The sequence below is a fragment of the Micromonospora sp. WMMD1274 genome (assembly GCF_049179035.1).
Lineage (GTDB): Bacteria > Actinomycetota > Actinomycetes > Mycobacteriales > Micromonosporaceae > Micromonospora > Micromonospora tulbaghiae.
In genome coordinates this window covers 1,010,601-1,027,563 of record NZ_JBMHMG010000001.1, presented here as the reverse complement: position 1 = coordinate 1,027,563, position 16,963 = coordinate 1,010,601, and the positions used below count along the sequence as shown (strand labels likewise).

16 protein-coding genes are annotated in these 16,963 nt (G+C 74.2%); 10 read left to right on the top strand and 6 right to left on the bottom strand.

Annotated elements, in window-relative coordinates:
• The first annotated feature begins 13 nt into the window (after window positions 1–13).
• The 3 genes from ACN27D_RS04240 to ACN27D_RS04230 all read left to right on the top strand — a co-directional run bounded on the left by ACN27D_RS04240 (window position 14) and on the right by ACN27D_RS04230 (window position 1,801).
• On the top strand, window positions 14–364 hold the full coding sequence (locus ACN27D_RS04240; RefSeq protein WP_036342567.1) for a DUF2203 domain-containing protein: 351 nt from the start codon (window positions 14–16) through the stop codon (window positions 362–364).
• Between the two features lie 8 nt (window positions 365–372).
• Window positions 373–891 (top strand): GNAT family N-acetyltransferase, encoded by a 519-nt coding sequence (locus ACN27D_RS04235; RefSeq protein ID WP_120573662.1) that lies wholly within the window; start codon window positions 373–375, stop codon window positions 889–891.
• Window positions 892–997: 106 nt separating this feature from the next.
• Window positions 998–1,801 carry an SGNH/GDSL hydrolase family protein gene (locus ACN27D_RS04230; protein WP_120568793.1) on the top strand — a complete coding sequence of 268 codons (804 nt, stop codon included), beginning with the start codon at window positions 998–1,000 and terminating at the stop codon, window positions 1,799–1,801.
• A gap of 72 nt (window positions 1,802–1,873) precedes the next feature.
• Here ACN27D_RS04230 and ACN27D_RS04225 read toward each other — a convergent pair whose 3' ends face one another.
• Complete coding sequence (locus tag ACN27D_RS04225) at window positions 1,874–2,362, bottom strand: glutathione peroxidase (protein ID WP_121683677.1); 489 nt, start codon at window positions 2,360–2,362, stop codon at window positions 1,874–1,876.
• A gap of 142 nt (window positions 2,363–2,504) precedes the next feature.
• Between ACN27D_RS04225 and ACN27D_RS04220 the strand changes: the two genes are divergently transcribed.
• The 4 genes from ACN27D_RS04220 (at window position 2,505) to ACN27D_RS04205 (ending at window position 7,386) form a co-directional block, all read left to right on the top strand.
• Window positions 2,505–4,139, top strand: coding sequence for a glycosyl hydrolase family 18 protein (locus ACN27D_RS04220; protein ID WP_121683676.1), 1,635 nt, complete (start codon window positions 2,505–2,507; stop codon window positions 4,137–4,139).
• Between the two features lie 173 nt (window positions 4,140–4,312).
• The gene (locus ACN27D_RS04215; protein ID WP_334461813.1) at window positions 4,313–4,843 is read left to right on the top strand and encodes a hypothetical protein; all 531 of its coding nucleotides are present in this window, start codon (window positions 4,313–4,315) and stop codon (window positions 4,841–4,843) included.
• Window positions 4,844–4,900: 57 nt separating this feature from the next.
• The gene (locus ACN27D_RS04210; RefSeq protein WP_013475760.1) at window positions 4,901–6,307 is read left to right on the top strand and encodes a class II 3-deoxy-7-phosphoheptulonate synthase; all 1,407 of its coding nucleotides are present in this window, start codon (window positions 4,901–4,903) and stop codon (window positions 6,305–6,307) included.
• 104 nt (window positions 6,308–6,411) lie between these two features.
• Window positions 6,412–7,386, top strand: coding sequence for a threonine aldolase family protein (locus ACN27D_RS04205; protein ID WP_334461843.1), 975 nt, complete (start codon window positions 6,412–6,414; stop codon window positions 7,384–7,386).
• Between the two features lie 107 nt (window positions 7,387–7,493).
• Here ACN27D_RS04205 and ACN27D_RS04200 read toward each other — a convergent pair whose 3' ends face one another.
• Window positions 7,494–8,363, bottom strand: a complete 870-nt coding sequence (locus tag ACN27D_RS04200; protein ID WP_421501106.1) for a deoxyribonuclease IV — start codon at window positions 8,361–8,363, stop codon at window positions 7,494–7,496.
• Window positions 8,360–10,345: a Stk1 family PASTA domain-containing Ser/Thr kinase gene (gene pknB / locus ACN27D_RS04195; RefSeq protein WP_121683672.1), complete on the bottom strand. Its 1,986-nt coding sequence runs from the start codon at window positions 10,343–10,345 to the stop codon at window positions 8,360–8,362. Before pknB ends, ACN27D_RS04200 begins: the two co-directional genes overlap by 4 nt.
• A 142-nt stretch (window positions 10,346–10,487) precedes the next feature.
• On the opposite strand from pknB, the gene ACN27D_RS04190 reads away from it, so the two are divergent.
• Window positions 10,488–10,868: an Rv2175c family DNA-binding protein gene (locus ACN27D_RS04190; RefSeq protein WP_120568800.1), complete on the top strand. Its 381-nt coding sequence runs from the start codon at window positions 10,488–10,490 to the stop codon at window positions 10,866–10,868.
• A gap of 91 nt (window positions 10,869–10,959) precedes the next feature.
• Here the strand turns inward: ACN27D_RS04190 and ACN27D_RS04185 are convergent, their stop codons facing one another.
• Both ACN27D_RS04185 and ACN27D_RS04180 read right to left on the bottom strand, forming a co-directional pair.
• A complete protein-coding gene (locus tag ACN27D_RS04185) occupies window positions 10,960–12,042 on the bottom strand; it encodes a polyprenyl synthetase family protein (protein ID WP_121683671.1) in 1,083 nt (360 codons plus the stop codon).
• Window positions 12,043–12,105: 63 nt separating this feature from the next.
• Window positions 12,106–13,560 carry a helix-turn-helix domain-containing protein gene (locus ACN27D_RS04180; protein WP_421498568.1) on the bottom strand — a complete coding sequence of 485 codons (1,455 nt, stop codon included), beginning with the start codon at window positions 13,558–13,560 and terminating at the stop codon, window positions 12,106–12,108.
• 227 nt (window positions 13,561–13,787) lie between these two features.
• On the opposite strand from ACN27D_RS04180, the gene metF reads away from it, so the two are divergent.
• A complete protein-coding gene (gene metF / locus ACN27D_RS04175) occupies window positions 13,788–14,705 on the top strand; it encodes a methylenetetrahydrofolate reductase [NAD(P)H] (protein WP_121686148.1) in 918 nt (305 codons plus the stop codon).
• A gap of 44 nt (window positions 14,706–14,749) precedes the next feature.
• Window positions 14,750–15,439, top strand: a complete 690-nt coding sequence (locus ACN27D_RS04170) for a CDP-alcohol phosphatidyltransferase family protein (protein WP_013287633.1) — start codon at window positions 14,750–14,752, stop codon at window positions 15,437–15,439.
• A gap of 28 nt (window positions 15,440–15,467) precedes the next feature.
• Here the strand turns inward: ACN27D_RS04170 and ACN27D_RS04165 are convergent, their stop codons facing one another.
• Window positions 15,468–16,955 carry a phytoene desaturase family protein gene (locus ACN27D_RS04165; RefSeq protein ID WP_121686146.1) on the bottom strand — a complete coding sequence of 496 codons (1,488 nt, stop codon included), beginning with the start codon at window positions 16,953–16,955 and terminating at the stop codon, window positions 15,468–15,470.
• Between the last annotated feature and the right edge of the window lie 8 nt (window positions 16,956–16,963).

Sequence of the window (16,963 nt, the reverse complement as noted above, 5' to 3'; positions counted from 1 at the left end):
GCATACTGGCCCGGTGTTCACTCTCGCCCAGGCGCGACACCTGGTGGCCACGCTGCGGCCGCGCGTCGACGAGCTGATCCGGCTGCGGGCCGACCTGGCCGAGCTGCGGGTCGATCTGGCCGATCACGGCGTCAGCGCGCTCGGCGGGCTGGCCGAGGTGAAGGCGCTGGAGGCGCGCCTGCATCTCGTGGTGGACGAGTTCCACCAGCACGACATCGCGGTCAAGGGGATCGCCCCGGTGCTGCTCGACTTCCCTGGTGAGCGCGACGGCCGGGCGGTGCTCTGGTGCTGGCTGGAGGGGGACACCGACATCCGGTGGTACCACCGGGTCGAGTGCGGGTTCGCCGGCCGCCGTCCGGTCTGAGCCGGCCCGTGGGTGACGCGCGCCGGGCGGTGCCGTCCGACGCCGACGAGCTGGTGCGGCTGCGCGGGCTGATGCTCGCCGGCATGAGCGGGGTGCCGACGCCGCCGGGCCGCTGGCAGGACGTCGCCCGGGACAATCTGCGCACCTGGCTGGCCGAACCGGATCCCTGGCTCGCCGCCTTCGTGGTCGACGCGCCGGACGGCGCATCGCTGGCGGCCTGCGCGGTGGGCACTGTGGAACGGCGGCTCGGCGGGCCGGACGACCCGAGCGGCCTGGTCGGGTACGTCTTCAACGTCAGCACCGACCCGGCGTACCGGCGGCGCGGCCACAGCCGAGCCTGCCTGACCGCGCTGCTGGCCTGGTTCCGGGACCGGGGTGTGCGCCGGGTCGATCTGCGGGCCTCGGCGGCCGGTCGCCCGCTCTACCGTGCCCTGGGCTTCCGGGAGACCGCCGACCCGGCGATGCGCCTGACGTTCCCGGCGGAACAATCCTTCATCCCGGTCCGCGAAACCGGCAACGATTTGTAGGCGTAAGTCGCTATGCGCGCCCGACCGCAAATCGGTGATCTTCCATGCGCTGTGATCTTATTGATATCTATCTCTCACCACCACTTCACGCCCCCAGGAGTGCGACGTGCGGAGATCCCGTCTTGCCACCCTCGCCCTGACCCTGGCCGCCTCGGTCGGGGTCACCCTGTCTCTGGCCGCCCCCGCCCAGGCGGCCCCGTCCGACCGCTACGTCGCGCTCGGCGACTCGTACGCCTCCGGCGTCGGTGCCGACAGCTACACCTCCGAGAGCGGTAACTGTCTACGCAGCACCAACGCCTACCCGGCGCTCTACAACACCAACATCAAGCCCGCGTCGTACCGGTCGGTCGCCTGCTCCGGCGCCACCACCACGGACGTCATCAACAGCCAGCTCTCCGCGCTCTCCTCGACCACCACGCTGGTCAGCGTCACGGTGGGCGGCAACGACGTCGGCTTCGCCAACATCATGAGCACCTGCGTGCTCCAGGGGGAGACCCAGTGCGTGGCGGCCGTGCAGTCCGCCATGAACGTGGCCCGCACCTCGATGCCGGGCCGGCTCGCCAACGTCTACAACGGCATCAAGAGCCGGGCGCCCTCGGCCCGCGTCGTGGTGGTCGGCTACCCGGTCTTCTACCAGCTCGGCACCACCTGCGTCGGCCTCAGCGCGACGTCCCGGGCGAAGATCAACGAGGGCATCAACCTGCTCGACGACATCACCCGCACGGCCGCCGTCTCGGCCGGCTTCACCTTCGCCGACGTGCGCTCCATCTTCGTCGGCCACCAGCTGTGCAGCTACGGGACGAAGTGGCTGCACGCGCTCAACGTGCTGAGCCTGAGCAAGTCGTACCACCCGACGGCGGCCGGGCAGTCCGGCGGCTACTACCCGGTCTTCCGGGCCGCCGCCGGCTGACCCGGTCCACGGCAGCGGCACGCCTCCCTCGGGGGCGTGCCGCTGCGCCGTGCCCGGCGGCGGGTGCGCCGTTCAGGCCGGCAGGACCTTCTCGATCGCCGCGCGCAGCTCGGGGTCCTCGGGCGTGACCTGCGGGCCGAACCGCGCGGCCGGAGTGCCGTCCGGCGCGACGAGGAACTTCTCGAAGTTCCAGCGCACGTCGCCGGTGTGTCCCTCGGCGTCCGGCGTGGACACCAGCTCCGCGTAGAGCGGGTGCCGGTCCGGCCCGTTGACGTCGACCTTCTCCGTCAGCGGGAACGTCACGCCGTAGTTGACCTGGCAGAACTCCTCGATCTCGGCGGCGCTGCCCGGCTCCTGGCCGGCGAACTGGTTGCACGGCACCCCGAGCACCGTCAGCCCGCGTCCGGCGTACGTGTCGGCGAGTTCCTGGAGGCCCGCGTACTGCGGGGTGAGGCCGCAGCGGGAGGCCACATTGACCACGAGCAGGGCGCGGCCGCGGTAGCGGCCGAGGTCGGCCGGGCCGCCGGTGAGGGCGTCGATCTGGACGTCGAAAACGGTCATGGGACGAGGCTACGGCCCTCGTGCCCACCGTCCCGCGTCACCCGTGAAATCGATGCATCTACATCTTGACGAAGTGGTGACGCCGTGAGTAGCGTCTCAGCAATCAATTTGGAAAGTTTCCTAACTATTGGAGGGACGCCGTATGAAGAGATCGCTCCGCCGGGCCCTGTGGGCCACCGGCGCCGTGGTCGCGCTCGCGGTCGCCGCGGTGCCCATGACCACCGCGTCGGCCGCCGGCAGCGTCACCGCCACGTTCGCCAAGGTGCAGGACTGGGGCACCGGCCACGAGGGGCGGGTGACAGTCACCAACGGCACCAGTTCCACCGTCAACGGCTGGCGCATCGAGTTCACGCTGCCCTCCGGCACCTCGATCAGCAGCTCCTGGGACGCCGACATCACCCGCAGCGGTGACCGCTACGTGGCGGTCAACAAGAGCTGGGCCGCCACGCTCGCCCCCGGCGCCAGCTTCAGCTGGGGCTACAACGGCACCGGCGCGTACAAGGCGCCGGTGAGCTGCACGATCAACGGTGGCTCCTGCACCGGCGGCGGCACGCCGACGACCACCGCGCCGACCACGGCGCCGCCCACCACGGCGCCGCCGACGACCGCGCCGCCGACGACCGCTCCGCCGACCACGCAGCCGCCCACCACGCCGCCGCCCGGTGGCAAGAAGATCGTCGGCTACTTCGCCGAGTGGGGCGTCTACGCCCGCAACTACCACGTCAAGAACATCCACACGAGCGGCTCGGCCGCGAAGCTGACCCACATCCTGTACGCCTTCGGCAACACCACGGGCGGCCGGTGCAGCATCGGGGACAGCTACGCCGACTACGAGAAGGCGTACACCGCGGCGGACAGCGTCGACGGCGTCGCCGACACCTGGGACCAGCCGCTGCGCGGCAGCTTCAACCAGCTGCGCAAGCTCAAGAAGATGTACCCGAACCTGAAGGTGCTCTGGTCCTTCGGCGGCTGGACCTGGTCCGGCGGCTTCACCCAGGCCGCGCAGAACCCGGCCGCGTTCGCCGACTCCTGCTACTCCCTGGTCAAGGACCCGCGCTGGGCGGACGTCTTCGACGGCATCGACATCGACTGGGAGTACCCGAACGCCTGCGGTCTCCAGTGCGACAGCAGCGGCCCGAACGCGTTCAAGAACGTGATCTCGGCGCTGCGGGGCAAGTTCGGCTCCAGTTTCCTGGTCACCGCGGCGATCACCGCCGACGGCAGCAACGGCGGCAAGATCGACGCCACCGACTACGCCGGCGCCGCGAACAACCTCAACTGGCTGATGCCGATGACGTACGACTACTTCGGCGCCTTCAACGCCCAGGGACCGACCGCGCCGCACTCGCCGCTCTACTCCTACGCGGGCATCCCGCAGCAGGGCTTCTGGTCGGACGCGGCGATCCAGAAACTCAAGTCCAAGGGCGTACCGTCCAGCAAGCTGCTGCTCGGCGTCGGGTTCTACGGACGCGGCTGGACCGGCGTGACCCAGGCCGCACCCGGCGGCAGCGCCACCGGCGCGGCCCCGGGCACCTACGAGGCGGGCATCGAGGACTACAAGGTGCTCAAGAACAGCTGCCCGGCCACCGGCACCGTCGCCGGCACGGCGTACGCCAAGTGCGGCAGCAACTGGTGGAGCTACGACACCCCGTCGACCATCGGCGGGAAGATGAGCTACGCCAACAGCCAGGGCCTCGGTGGCGCGTTCTTCTGGGAGCTCTCCGGTGACACCAGCAACGGTGAGCTGATCGGCGCCATCAAGGGCGGTCTCGGCTGAGCCGAGGGCCGACGCACCACCCACCCGGCGGGGAGGGGTCGCACCGGCCCCTCCCCGCCCGCGTGCCGTCCTGGCCGAGCGCGCCGATCCGGGTCAGGATGGGGAGTCACCCGGCCGCCCGGGCCGGATGTGGCACACTCGCCGCTCGACGAGTCCACGCGACGGGAGGACAGATGGGTCGCAGCCACCGGGGCCGGTTCACCGGGCTCGCCCTCCTCGCGCTCCTGCCGGCGGCCCTGGCCGCCTGCGGCTCGGGCGGCCAGGGCGGCGACACCCCGCCCAGCGGGAAGGCGCCGGCCGAGGAGGCGGCGGTCAAGAGCCGGGAACGCGTGCAGGCGTACCTGGACGCGCTGACCGCCCGCGACGCCGCCGCCGGCCGTAGCCAGCTCTGCGCGCCCATGCACGCCGCCTTCGACTCCGCCGCCACCGGCCCGAACGGCGACTTCGCCGACCACTTCACGGTGCCCGAGGCGACGATCACCGAGGTCCGCTCCGGCCCGAACGGCCAGGAGGTCAGCGCCTCGATCACGGTTGCCGCCGGCTCGCGCAAGGCCGCCCGGTCGCTGCTGTTCACCGTCACCCGCAACGGCGCGGACTGGTGCATCTCCGGCGAGGCGCCCGGCGAGCGCGCGGTCGAGCCGACCGCCGACCCGGCGGGACCGCCGCCGCCGGCGACGGCGCCCTCACCGGTGTCCTCCCAGTGACCGGAACCATCCCCCTCGGCGGTGAGTGATCGCGACGGTCGCCGTACGCTTTCCTTCATGCGCCATGAGTGGCATCAGCTGAGTCACCCCGCCGTGGGTAGCCCTGGTCTGCAGACCAGCCGACCGACCGCCGACTCCGCCGAGGACGCGGCCCTCGGCCTCGACCGCTGGCGGGAGCTGCCGCGCGCGCAGACCCCGCCCTGGGATGACCCGGCCCAGGTCGCCGAGGTCTGCCGGGTGCTGGACACGGTGCCCTCCGTGGTCGCGCCCTACGAGGTCGACCAGTTGCGGCAGCGGCTCGCGCTGGTCTGCGAGGGCAAGGCGTTCCTGCTCCAGGGCGGCGACTGCGCGGAGACCTTCGCCGACAACACCGAGAGCCACCTGCTCGCCAACGCCCGCACGCTGCTCCAGATGGCCATCGTGCTCACCTACGGCGCGTCGCTGCCGGTGGTCAAGGTCGCCCGGGTCGCCGGCCAGTACACCAAGCCCCGGTCCCTGCCGACCGACGCCCGCGGCCTGCCCGCCTACCGCGGCGACATGATCAACTCCCTGGAGGCCACGCCGGAGGCGCGGGTCGCCGACCCGCAGCGCATGATCCGGGCGTACGCCAACTCGGCCGCCGCGATGAACATGCTCCGGGCGTACCTGGCCGGCGGGCTGGCCGACCTGCACGCCGTGCACGACTGGAACAAGGACTTCGTCCGGCGGTCCCCGGCCGGCGAGCGCTACGACGCGATCGCCCGCGAGATCGACCGGGCGCTGGCCTTCATCCGGGCCTGCGGGATGACCGACGACGAGGCGCTGCGCACCGTCACGCTGCACTGCTCGCACGAGGCGCTCGCGCTGGAGTACGACCGGGCGCTGACCCGGATCTCCAACGGCAAGGCGTACGGCCTGTCCGGGCACTTCCTCTGGATCGGCGAGCGGACCCGGCAGATCGACGGGGCGCACATCGACTTCATCTCCCGCATCGCCAACCCGATCGGCGTCAAGCTCGGCCCGACGACCACCCCGGACGAGGCGATCGAGCTCTGCGAGAAGCTCAACCCGGACAACATCCCCGGCCGGCTCACGCTGATCAGCCGGATGGGCAACCACCGGGTCCGGGACGCGCTGCCGCCGATCGTAGCCAAGGTCACCGCCGCCGGCGCGAAGGTCGTCTGGCAGTGCGACCCGATGCACGGCAACACGCACGAGTCCTCCAACGGCTACAAGACCCGGCACTTCGACCGGATCGTCGACGAGGTGCTCGGCTACTTCGAGGTGCACCGCGGCCTGGACACCCACCCGGGTGGCCTGCACGTCGAGCTGACCGGCGAGGACGTCACCGAGTGCCTCGGCGGCGCCCAGGGCATCGAGGACCTCGACCTGCCCGACCGGTACGAGACGGCCTGCGACCCCCGGCTGAACACCCAGCAGTCGCTGGAGTTGGCGTTCCTGGTGGCGGAGATGCTCCGTGGCTGACGCGAGGAGTGAGCTTGCGAGCCCCGCAGTCGGCAGCCGGAGGAGGCGCAGTGGGTGAGGTCATCGATCTGCGGACGGACACCGTGACCCGGCCGACGCCGGGGATGCGGGAGGCGATGGCCGCCGCCGAGGTGGGCGACGACGTCTACGGCGAGGATCCGACGGTCACCGCGCTGGAGACCGAGGTGGCCGCGCTGTTCGGCCACGAGGCGGCGCTGTTCGCCCCGAGCGGCTCGATGGCCAACCAGATCGCGCTCCAGTTGCACGTACCGCCTGGCGACGAGCTGCTCTGCGACGCCGACGCGCACGTGGTCACGTACGAGGTCGGCGCCGCCGCCGCGTACGGCGGGATCTCCTCGCGGACCTGGCCCGCGGTGGGCGCGGAGCTGGACCCCGACGTGGTCGCCGGGATGATCCGGCCGGACGGCTACTTCGCGGTGCCCACGCGGGCGATCGCCGTGGAGCAGACCCACAACCGGGGCGGCGGTGGGGTGATCCCGCTGCCGACGCTGCGCCGGATGCGTGCGGTCGCCGACGAGCACGGGGTGGCCCTGCACTGCGACGGCGCGCGGATCTGGCACGCGCACGTGGCCGACGGGGTGCCGCTGGCCGGGTACGGCGTGCTGTTCGACACGCTCTCGGTCTGCCTCTCCAAGGGCCTCGGCGCGCCGGTCGGCTCGCTGATCGTGGGCAGCGCGGAGAAGATCGCCCGGGCGCGGTTCCTGCGCAAGCGGATGGGCGGCGGCATGCGGCAGGTCGGCATCCTCGCCGCCGCGGGCCGGTACGCGCTGGCGCACCACGTCGAGCGGCTGGCCGACGACCACGTCAAGGCGGCCCGGCTGGCCGAGGCGGTCGCCCCGCACGGGGTGCTTGCGTCGGTGGTGCGGACCAACATCGTGCCGCTGGACCTGACCAAGCACCCGCTGGACGCGCACGCGCTGGCGGCGGCCGCGCGGGCGGAGGGACTGCTGATCTCGGTGCTCGGCCCGCGTACCGCCCGGCTGGTCACCCACCTGGACGTCACCGACGCGCAGATCGACCGCGCCGCCACCATCCTGAACACCGCCCTGCGCGCCTGACCCACTCCGGGTCTGGGGTGATCAAGGAGTTCGTGTCCGAATCCGCGCCGGAGCGGGACACGAACTCCTTGATCACCGGAGTGATGCGGGGAGGGGAGCGAACCCCGTCAAGGGTGGAGGCGCTTGAGGGTGGCGATGTCGGCGGCGTGGCCGATGTGCTTCTCCGTGGGGGTCTCCACCAGCACGGGCACGCCGGCGGTCGCCGGATGCCGCATCAGCTCGGCGAACGCCGGCTCGCCGATGGTGCCCTTGCCGATGTTCTCGTGCCGGTCGCGGGTGGAGCCGCACAGGTCCTTCGAGTCGTTCGCGTGCACCAGCCGCAGCCGGTCCGCGCCAACAGTGGCGACCAGCGTGTCGAGGGTGGCGGTCATGCCACCCTCGGCGGCCAGGTCGTGACCGGCCGCCCAGGCGTGACAGGTGTCGAAGCAGACCCCGAGCATCGGGTGCCGGTCGACCGCGTCCAGGTAGGGGCCGAGGTGCTCGACCCGGGACGCCAGTGACCGCCCGCCGCCGGCGCTCGGCTCGACCAGCAGCATCGGCCCGCCGGTGGCCGCGATCTCGTCGAGCAGCGGGAGCAGCGCCTCCCGGACCTGCCGCAGGGCCGCCTCGTCGTGACCGGCGTCGACCGAACTGCCGGCGTGGAACACCACGCCCTCGGCGCCGATCGCCCGGCCCCGCCGCAGCGCGTGGGCCAGCGTCTCCGTCGACCGGGTCACCGTCGCCGGGGTGGGGGAGCCCAGGTTGACCAGCAGCGACGCGTGGATGAACACGGGCAGCCCGCGCTCGCCGCAGCCGTCGCGGAACAACGTGTCCTGCGCCGGGTCACCGGCCGGCAGCGCCCAGCCGCGCGAGTTCGAGACGTAGACCTGCACCACCTCGGACTCGGCCGCGTCCGCGTACGGCAGGACCGCCCGGGCCAGGCCGCCGGAGGTGGGGGTGTGCGACCCCACCCGCCGGCGCCCGTCACACGCGTTCACAGGCACGTCACCGTGACCGTCGTACCCGGCGGCACAGGCGTGTTCTCGGCCGGGTTCTGCAGCCGCGCGATGCCGTTCGGGTTGAGCTGGACGTTGACCGGGAAGCCCTGGCTCTCCAGCGTCTGCTTGGCCTGCTGGCAGGGCATGTCGATCACCCGGGGGACGGCCACCTGCGGCGGGCCCTTGCTGATCTCCAGCTTGACCTGGGCGCCCTTCTCCACGCCGGTGCCGTCGGCCGGGCTCTGGCCGAGGATCTCGTCCTTCGGCTTGTCGGAGTCCTTGACGTTCTCCACCGGCTTCAGCCCGAGCTGCGCGAGAATGGTGCGCGCCTCGGTGAGGCTCTTGCCGACCAGGTTGGGCACCGTCACCGGGGCGCGGCCCTTGCTGAGGATCACCGTCACCTTCGCCCCGGGCTTGACCACTGTGCCCACCTTCGGGTCGGTGGCCAGCACCACACCCGCGGGCAGCGTGTCGTCGTACCGGGAGGAGCCCTTGGCCACGACCAGGTTGGCGCCCTCCAGCTCGGCCTGGGCCAGCGCGTAGTCCTTGCCCACCACGTCCGGCACCGGCAGCCGCTCCGGACCGAGCGACAGGGTCAGCGTGATCGTCCCGCCCTTGACGATCCGCGCGGCCGAACCGGGCGACTGCCCGAGCACCGTGTCCTTGGGGACCTGCTCGTCGTGGCGCGGGGTGGCGTACTTCAGCGTGAAGCCGCCACGCTGGGCCTGCGCCTCCGCGTCGGCCTTGGTCAGGCTCACCATCTGCGGCGCGACCGTGTAGCGGCCCACGCCGAACCACCAGCCACCCACCGCGGCGACCAGGCCGAGCACCACGACCGCCGCGGCGACGGCCAGCCGGCCGCGCGGTGAGCCCATGATCCGGGTACGCAGGGCGGCGAACCCGGTCCCCGGGACGTCCTCCTCGACGGCGCGGCGCCGGTGCGGGCGCTGTGCGGCGCCGCCCTCGGGCAGCCGCGCCCACGCCGGACGCTCGACCGGCTGGAGCGCGGCCACCATCTGGGTCGGCTGGCTCAGGACCGCGGTGTCGTCACTGAGCTGCGGCAGCACGGTGGTGTGCGCGTGCGGGTCGCCCAGCTGGTCGCGGACCGCCTGCACCTCGCTCAGCAGCGCCGCGGCGTCGGCCGGGCGGCCGGCCGGATCGCGTCGGGTTGCCCGCGCGACGAGCGCGTCGAGAGCCGGCGGCAGCGTCGGCACCAGCGTCGACGGCGCCGGTACGTCCCGGTCGACGTGCTGCCACGCGACCTCCACCGGACGGTCGCCGTCGTAGGGCACCCGGCCGGTGAGCATCTCGAACAGCACGATGCCGGCCGAGTAGACGTCGGTGCGCGGGTCCGCGTGGCCCTGGGTGACCAGCTCCGGCGCCACGTACGCCACCGTCGCCATGAGCTGGTTGCCGTTCTCGTCCTCGGCGCTGGCCTCGACGGCCCGGGCCAGCCCGAAGTCGGCCACCTTGACCACGCTGTCGACCAGGTTGCGGCTGCCGCCGGTGGGCACCTCGGCGACCAGCACGTTCTCCGGCTTGACGTCGCGGTGCACCAGGCCGGCCCGGTGCGCGGCGGCGAGCGCGGCGAGCATCTGCTCGGTGATCGCGAGCGCCTCGTCCGGGTTGAGCCGGCGGCGCTCGGCGAGCACGTCGCGCAGCGTGCGGCCGCGGACGTACTCCATCACCAGGTACGGCAGGCCCGCGTGGATGCCCTGGTCGTAGACCGCCACCACGTTCGGGTGGGTGAGCCGGGCGATGGTCTTGGCCTCGTCGGTGAAGCGTTCGACGAAGCCGGCCATCCGGGCCTTGGCCTGCGGCGCCTGGGTCGGGTGAATGATCTTGACCGCCACGGTGCGCTCCAGGCGCTCGTCGGTGGCGGTGTACACGGTCGCCATGCCGCCTCGGGCGACGCGCCCGCGAATGCGGTAGCGCCCCTCGATCAGCGAGCCCAGCAACGTGTCGGCGACCTGTGTGTCCATCGGCAGGCAGTCTATGTGTCGGAAGGATGAAGGTAGAACAGGATGCTACCGCCGGGTTGCGACACGGGGGGACCGCCGCGCTCCCGGCGGTGGTGCGGGGTGCCGTGCACCGGGCCCGGCGGGCACGTGGCAGGGTGGTCGGGTGACCGATTCCGTACCCGCCGAGACCGGCCCCGACCTGGCCGGACCGGCCGACCCGGCCGGCTGGCTGACGCTGCCCGACGTGGCCGAGCGCCTGGACCTGTCGATCAGCAAGGTGCACCAGATGATCCGCGACCGTGAGCTGATCGCGGTGCGCCGCGACGGCGTCCGCCGGATCCCGGCCGACCTGGTGGCCAACAGCACCGTGCTCAAGCACCTGCCCGGCGTGCTCAACCTGCTCGCCGACGCCGGTTACGACGACGAGGAGGCGCTGCGCTGGCTCTACCGGGAGGACCCGAGTCTTCCCGGCACCCCCGCCGTGGCCCTCGGCGGCGACCTGGCCCGAGAGGTCAAACGCCGAGCCCAGGCCGTCGCCTTCTAACCCACCCCGTCGATCATGAAGTTGGCGGCACGATCGGAGATCGACTTCGCCGCCAACTTCATGATCGACGCCCGCAAGGGGCGAGGGGCGGTCAGGCGGGGCGGCGGGTGGCGGCTATGGCCAGGTCGACCAGGGCCTGACGGGCCTCGGTGTCCAGGTCGACAGCGGTGAGCGCGGCCAAGGCGCTCTCGGTGAGCGCGGCGATGTGCCGCTCGGCCCGATCCAGCGCGCCGCTGCTGGTGATCAGCTCACGCAGCCGGTCCACCCCGGCCGCGTCCAGGTCCGGTACGCCGAGCCCGGCCAGCAGCGCCTCCCGGCCGGCCGGGTCGAGCGTCTCCAGGGCGGCCGCCACCAGGTACGTCCGCTTGCCCTCGCGCAGGTCGTCGCCGGCCGGCTTGCCGGTGCGCTCCGGGTCGCCGAACACCCCCAGCACGTCGTCGCGGAGCTGGAACGCCTCACCCAGCGGCAGCCCGTACGCCGAGTACGCGGCGTGCACCTCCGGCGGCGCGCCGGCCAGCGCGGCGCCGAGCAGCAGCGGGCGCTCGACCGTGTACTTCGCCGACTTGTACCGGGCCACCTTGGCCGCCCGGTCCAGCGAGGTGTCCCCGGTGGCCTGGGTCAGCACGTCCAGGTACTGCCCGACTGTCACCTCGGTGCGCATCTCGTCGAAGACCGGCCGGGCCCGGGCCACTGTGGCCGGCGGCAGGCCGGAGGAGTGCAGCAGCTCGTCGGACCAGACCAGGCACAGGTCGCCCAGCAGGATCGCCGCGGCGTCGCCGAAGGAGTCCGCGTCGCCGCCCCAGCTCGCCGCGCGGTGCCGGGCGGCGAACCGCCTGTGCATCGCCGGCTCGCCGCGCCGGGTGTCCGACCGGTCCATCAGGTCGTCGTGGATCAGCGCGCTGGCCTGTACGAACTCCAGCGCGGCCAGGGTGGCGACGACCTGGTCGGAGTCGACCCCGCCGGCGCCCCGGTAACCCCAGTAGCCGAACGCCGGGCGCAGCCGCTTGCCGCCGCCCAGCACGAACGCCTCGATCGCCTCGGCGACGGGCAGCAGGCCGTCGTCGACGGCGGTCAGCCAGCCGCGCTGGCCGGCGAGGAACTCGGTCAGCGCCTTGTCGATCCGCTGGCGCAGGCCGGCGCGATCGACGGGGGATACGGGAGCAGCGTGGGTCACGCCACGACGCTAGCGGTTCGCACCCGCTCTCGTCGTGCCCGGCGTCCCGGCGTGCCTCGTGCGTCACCGGGACGGACGGTCGCGCAGGTGGCGCGGCACGCCGGACGGCAGGTACGGGCGGGCAGTGGTGAGCGCTCGCGCGTACCCCCGGGTGGCCGGACCGGGCGGCGCGTGCGCCAGGCCGCGGCGGAACGCGGTGAGCTGGCCGACGGCCCGGTGGGAACCGGACCGGACCGCGTCGAGCAGCGCATCGCCGGCCACCGCGCACGCCTCGGGCACCGCGCCCAGGCCCAGGTGAGCGCGGGCCAGCCAGCCGCCGTACACGGCGGACCGGCGCGGGCGGCCCCGCGCGCCCACCGCGGGCGTCAGCAGCGGCACGGCGGCGGCCGGACGGCCCAGCGCGACGAGCGTGCGCCCGGTCATCGCGGCCAGTTCGGCCGCGTCGAGCCAGTAGAGCCAGGGCGGCTCCCGGCCGGGCTCCGGTGTGCCGGCCCGATCCGCCCCGGCCAGCGCCTGCCCGGCGGCGCGGGGACGCCCGGCGAGCGCGGCGGCGAGCGCCACCCGGTGCAGCAGCAGCGCCCGCAGGCCGGGTGAGGCGCCGGCGCGGCCGGCGGCGTACCCGATCCGGGCCAGGACCAGCGCGCCGGCCGCGTCGCCGGCGTCGGCCAGCAGGTGACTGGCCGACGCGAGCACGTACCCGGCCAGCGGCGGCTGCCCGGCGGCCACCGCCGCCCGCAGCGCCAGCCGGTACGCGACCAGGCCCCCACCGGGGTCGCCGGCGTCGGCGGCCAGCCAGCCGGCGAGCTGCGCCGACTCGGCGAGCGCGGGCAGCATCGCCCGCCGGCCGGCGGGCCCGGCGCGCCGGTAGCCGCGGACCGCCCGCCGCAGCCGGCGGGCGCCGTGCCCGGCGAGGTCGCCGCCGCCGAGCAGGTCGTCCCAGCGCCGCAGCGTGGCGAGCGTCACCCCGTCCGCCGGGTGACCACGACCGGAACCGCCTCCGGCGGGCTCGTCGTCCGGGCCGCTCGGGACGTCGGCGCCGAGCGGCCAGGGTTCGTCCGCGACGGGCCTGCGTGGGCCGTGGCGAGCGGTCCGGTGCTCGCCGTCCCGCCCGGGACGGCCGGGCCGCGGCGGCGGTGCGGCGGCGAACGGGCCGGCCGGCGTGCGGCCGCCCGGGTCGGCCGCCCAGCGGTACGCGAGCGTGAGCAGGGCCAGCCGGGCGCGGGATCCGGCCGGGTCGACCGCGGCGGGCGCCACGCCCAGCCGGCGGCTGCGGGCGGCGGCATCGGCCAGCAGCTCGCCCGGCACCCCCAGGACCGTCGCCAGCCAGGCGGACCAGAAGTCGCCGGGAAGCCGCAGCTGGCGTTCCCAGCGGGACACCTCGTTGCGGGTCAGCGTGGGCACCCCGGAGGCGGCGCACAGCTCGGCGGCCATCCGCTGCTGGCTCCAGCCACGGGCGGCCCGCAACTCGGCCAGCAGCGGCCCGAGCAGGCGCGGGCCGGGCGGCGGGGACGGGATCATCGGAACCTCCGGGGCGACGGCGCGGATGGCGACGCGGACGCCCGGCCAGGTGGTGGCGCCGGCGCGTCGCCGTCGTGGCGACCCCCGCGCGGGCCCCCGGAACGGCCGTCGGCCGCCCCACCGCGCTGCCGTAGTTCTACCCCCGGGGTACGACGTCGCGCCGGGGCAGGTGTTCGCGGGCTGGGAAGATTCCCGGTGCGGCGTGCCGTCCCGGTTACAGTCGGTCCGTGGCGCTCGGTCTTCCCTCGGTCCTTCCCAATCCCCAGCCGGCCATCGGGGAGCTGATCCGTGACGGCCGTCCCACGTTCTCCTTCGAGTTCTTCCCGCCGAAGACCCAGGCCGGGGAGAAGCTGCTCTGGCAGGCCATCCGCGAGCTGGAGTCGCTGCGTCCCTCGTTCGTGTCGATCACCTACGGCGCGGGCGGCTCGACGCGCGACACCACGGTGGCGGTGACCGAGCGGATCGCCACCGAGACGACGCTGCTGCCGATGGCGCACCTGACCGCGGTGAACCACTCGGTCGCCGAGCTGCGGCACGTGATCGGCCGGCTGGCCTCGGTCGGGGTGCGCAACGTGCTGGCCGTGCGGGGCGACCCGCCGGGCGACCCGGGCGGCGAGTGGATCGCCCACCCCGAGGGCGTCCGGTACGCCGAGGACCTGGTCCGGCTGGTCCGCGACAGCGGCGACTTCAGCGTCGGCGTGGCCGCCTTCCCGTACAAGCACCCGCGCTCGCCGGACGTGGACAGCGACACCGCGCACTTCGTCCGCAAGTGCCGGGCCGGCGCCGAGTTCGCCATCACCCAGATGTTCTTCGACGCCGACGAGTACCTGCGGCTGCGCGACCGGGTGGCCGCCGCGGGCTGCGACACGCCGATCCTGGCCGGCGTGATGCCGGTGACCCAGATCGGCACCATCGAACGGTCGGTGCAGCTGTCCGGCGCGCCGTTCCCGCCGGCGCTGGCGGAGCGGTTCGAGCGGGTGGCCGACGACCCGGAGGCGGTCCGCCGCCTCGGCGTCGAGCAGGCGAGCGAGATGTGCGAGAAGCTGCTCGACGAGGGCGTGCCGGGGATCCACTTCATCACGCTCAACCGGTCCACGGCGACCCGGGAGGTGTGGCAGCGGCTGCGCGCCGCCGCACGGGTGTGACCACCCGCCACACGACACCCGCGCCGTGCTTCTACGGTTGATCCGTGGTGGGCACACAGCTGAACTGGGACCAGTACGCGACCGCGTGGGCGCGCTTGCACGGCGGCTTCGATCCGCGTACCGCCGCGCCGGTGGTGCGCGCCTGGCTGCGCTTCGCCTACCACGTGGGCTACGTGCTGGGCCGGCTGCGCGTCGGCCCGACCCCGGTGACCGTGTTCGGGGTGCTGCTCTGCTTCTGCGTACCCCTGTTCGTGGAGCGGCCCGGCAACGGGCCGTTCCTGGGCGCGTTGTTCGTGCTGCTGGCGGCCGTGGCCGACAGCGTCGACGGCGCGGTGGCGGTGGCCACCGGCCGCACCACCCGGCTGGGATACGTGTACGACTCGGTCGCCGACCGGCTCGGCGAGGTGGCCTGGCTGGTCGCGTTCTGGCTGCTCGGCGCGCCGGGCGCGCTGGTGGCGGCGGCCGGCGGCCTGTCCTGGCTGCACGAGTACGTGCGGGCGCGCGCGGTGTCGGCCGGGATGCGGGAGATCGGCGCGGTGACGGTGGGGGAGCGGCCCACCCGGGTCTGCGTGGCGCTGGTCGGGCTGCTGGTCGCCGGGCTCACCGGCCTGATCGACGCCGACCTGACCGCCGGCACCATCACCATGGCCACCACGGTCTGGGTGCTGCTCGCCGGGTTCGGCCTCGGCCAGCTGCTCTCCGCCGTCCGCCGCGCCCTGGTCGACGCCGGCTGACCGCCGCGCCCCCGGGCGGCGGCACCCCTCACCAGGCCGGGCCGACCGCCTCCGCGACGATCTCCGCGGACAGTGTCACCATGGGCAGGCCGCCGCCCGGGTGGCTGGAGCCGCCGACCAGCCAGAGCCCGGCGACCGGGCCCCGGTTGGACGGGCGCAGCAGTCCGCCCGCCGTGCCGTAGATCGCCCCGCCCGGCGCGCCGGTGGCCGCGTCCAGGTCGGCCGGGGTGCGGATCTCCCGGAACACCAGCCGGTCCCGCACGTCGGCCCCGCGCTCGGCCAGCACGTCGAGGATCCGGTCCGCGTACGCCTCGGCCAGCCCGGGCCGCCGCCAGTCCACGGCGCTCGCGGCGGTGCCGTGCCGGGGCGCGTTGACCAGCACGAACCACGCCTCGTGGCCGTCGGGGCGGACCGCCGGGTCGTCGGCGGCGGTGACGAACACCGTCGGGTCGGGCGCCGGGCGGGCCCGCACCCCGCGACCCGGGTCACCGAACACGGCGTCGAACTCGGCGTCGTAGTCGCGGGGGAAGAAGACGTTGTGGTGGGCCAGCCCGGAGTCGCCGCGCACGCCCAGCAGCAGCACGAACCCGGCCAGGCTGCGGTCGGTGAGCGCGGCCAGCCGGCGCGGGTCGGGCAGCAGGTCCCGGTAGACGGTGAGCGCGTCCACGTTGGCGACCACCACGTCGGCGGGCACCGGCGCGGCCGTCCCCGCCACGCGTACGCCGTGCACCCGCCCGCCCGCGGCGTCGATCCGGGTGACGGTGGCGCCGGTGCGCACCACCACGCCCAGGTCCAGGCAGCGCGACAGCAGCGCGTCGGCGAGCGTGCCCAGCCCGCCGCGCAGGTACCAGCCGCCGTACGCCAGCTCCGCGTAGGGCACGGCGACGAGCGCGGCCGGGGCGCGGCGCGGGTCGGCGCCGGTGTACGTGGCGTACCGGTCCAGCAGCATCCGCAGCCGCGGGTCGGACAGGTGGCGGCGGCCCAGCCCGCGCAGACTGCGGCCGGGGCCGATGGCGGCCAGGTCGCCCAGCCGCCACGCCAGCGCGGCCAGGTCGCGGGGCGAGTCGACGGTGCGGCGCAGGATGTCCCGGTGCGAGGCCGCCCACACCCGGTCGGCGCGCCGCCACAGCCCTCGCCAGTCGGCGGCGGACCGGTCGCCGAACGCGGCGCCGATCCGGGCGGCGAACTCGTCCGGGTCGGCGCAGGAGTCGAGCGCCTGCCCGCCGCCGGGGAAGACGTGCCGCACGATCGGGTCCAGCGGGACCAGGTCGAGGTATTCGTCGAGCTTCGCCCCGGTCGCCTCGAACAGGTCGTGGAAGACCTGCGGCAGCGTGAACAGGCTCGGCCCGGTGTCGAAGTGCCACACCCCCTCGGGGGTGTGGTGGGCGTACCGGCCGAGCTTGCCCCCGACCGTGCCGGCCCGTTCGAGGACGGTGACCTCGTGCCCGGTGACCGCGAGCCGGGCGGCGGCGGCGAGCCCGCCCACCCCGGCGCCGATGACCACGATGCGCGCCATGGCGTGCC

Excerpts from the sequence above, each read along its gene's own strand:
- ACN27D_RS04225 (WP_121683677.1), bottom strand. The coding sequence starts at position 2,362 with ATGACCGTTTTCGACGTCCAGATCGACGCCCTCACCGGCGGCCCGGCC.
- ACN27D_RS04220 (WP_121683676.1), top strand. The coding sequence starts at position 2,505 with ATGAAGAGATCGCTCCGCCGGGCCCTGTGGGCCACCGGCGCCGTGGTC.
- ACN27D_RS04215 (WP_334461813.1), top strand. The coding sequence starts at position 4,313 with ATGGGTCGCAGCCACCGGGGCCGGTTCACCGGGCTCGCCCTCCTCGCG.
- ACN27D_RS04210 (WP_013475760.1), top strand. The coding sequence starts at position 4,901 with ATGCGCCATGAGTGGCATCAGCTGAGTCACCCCGCCGTGGGTAGCCCT.
- ACN27D_RS04205 (WP_334461843.1), top strand. The coding sequence starts at position 6,412 with ATGCGGGAGGCGATGGCCGCCGCCGAGGTGGGCGACGACGTCTACGGC.
- pknB (WP_121683672.1), bottom strand. The coding sequence starts at position 10,345 with ATGGACACACAGGTCGCCGACACGTTGCTGGGCTCGCTGATCGAGGGG.
- ACN27D_RS04180 (WP_421498568.1), bottom strand. The coding sequence starts at position 13,560 with ATGATCCCGTCCCCGCCGCCCGGCCCGCGCCTGCTCGGGCCGCTGCTG.
- ACN27D_RS04165 (WP_121686146.1), bottom strand. The coding sequence starts at position 16,955 with ATGGCGCGCATCGTGGTCATCGGCGCCGGGGTGGGCGGGCTCGCCGCC.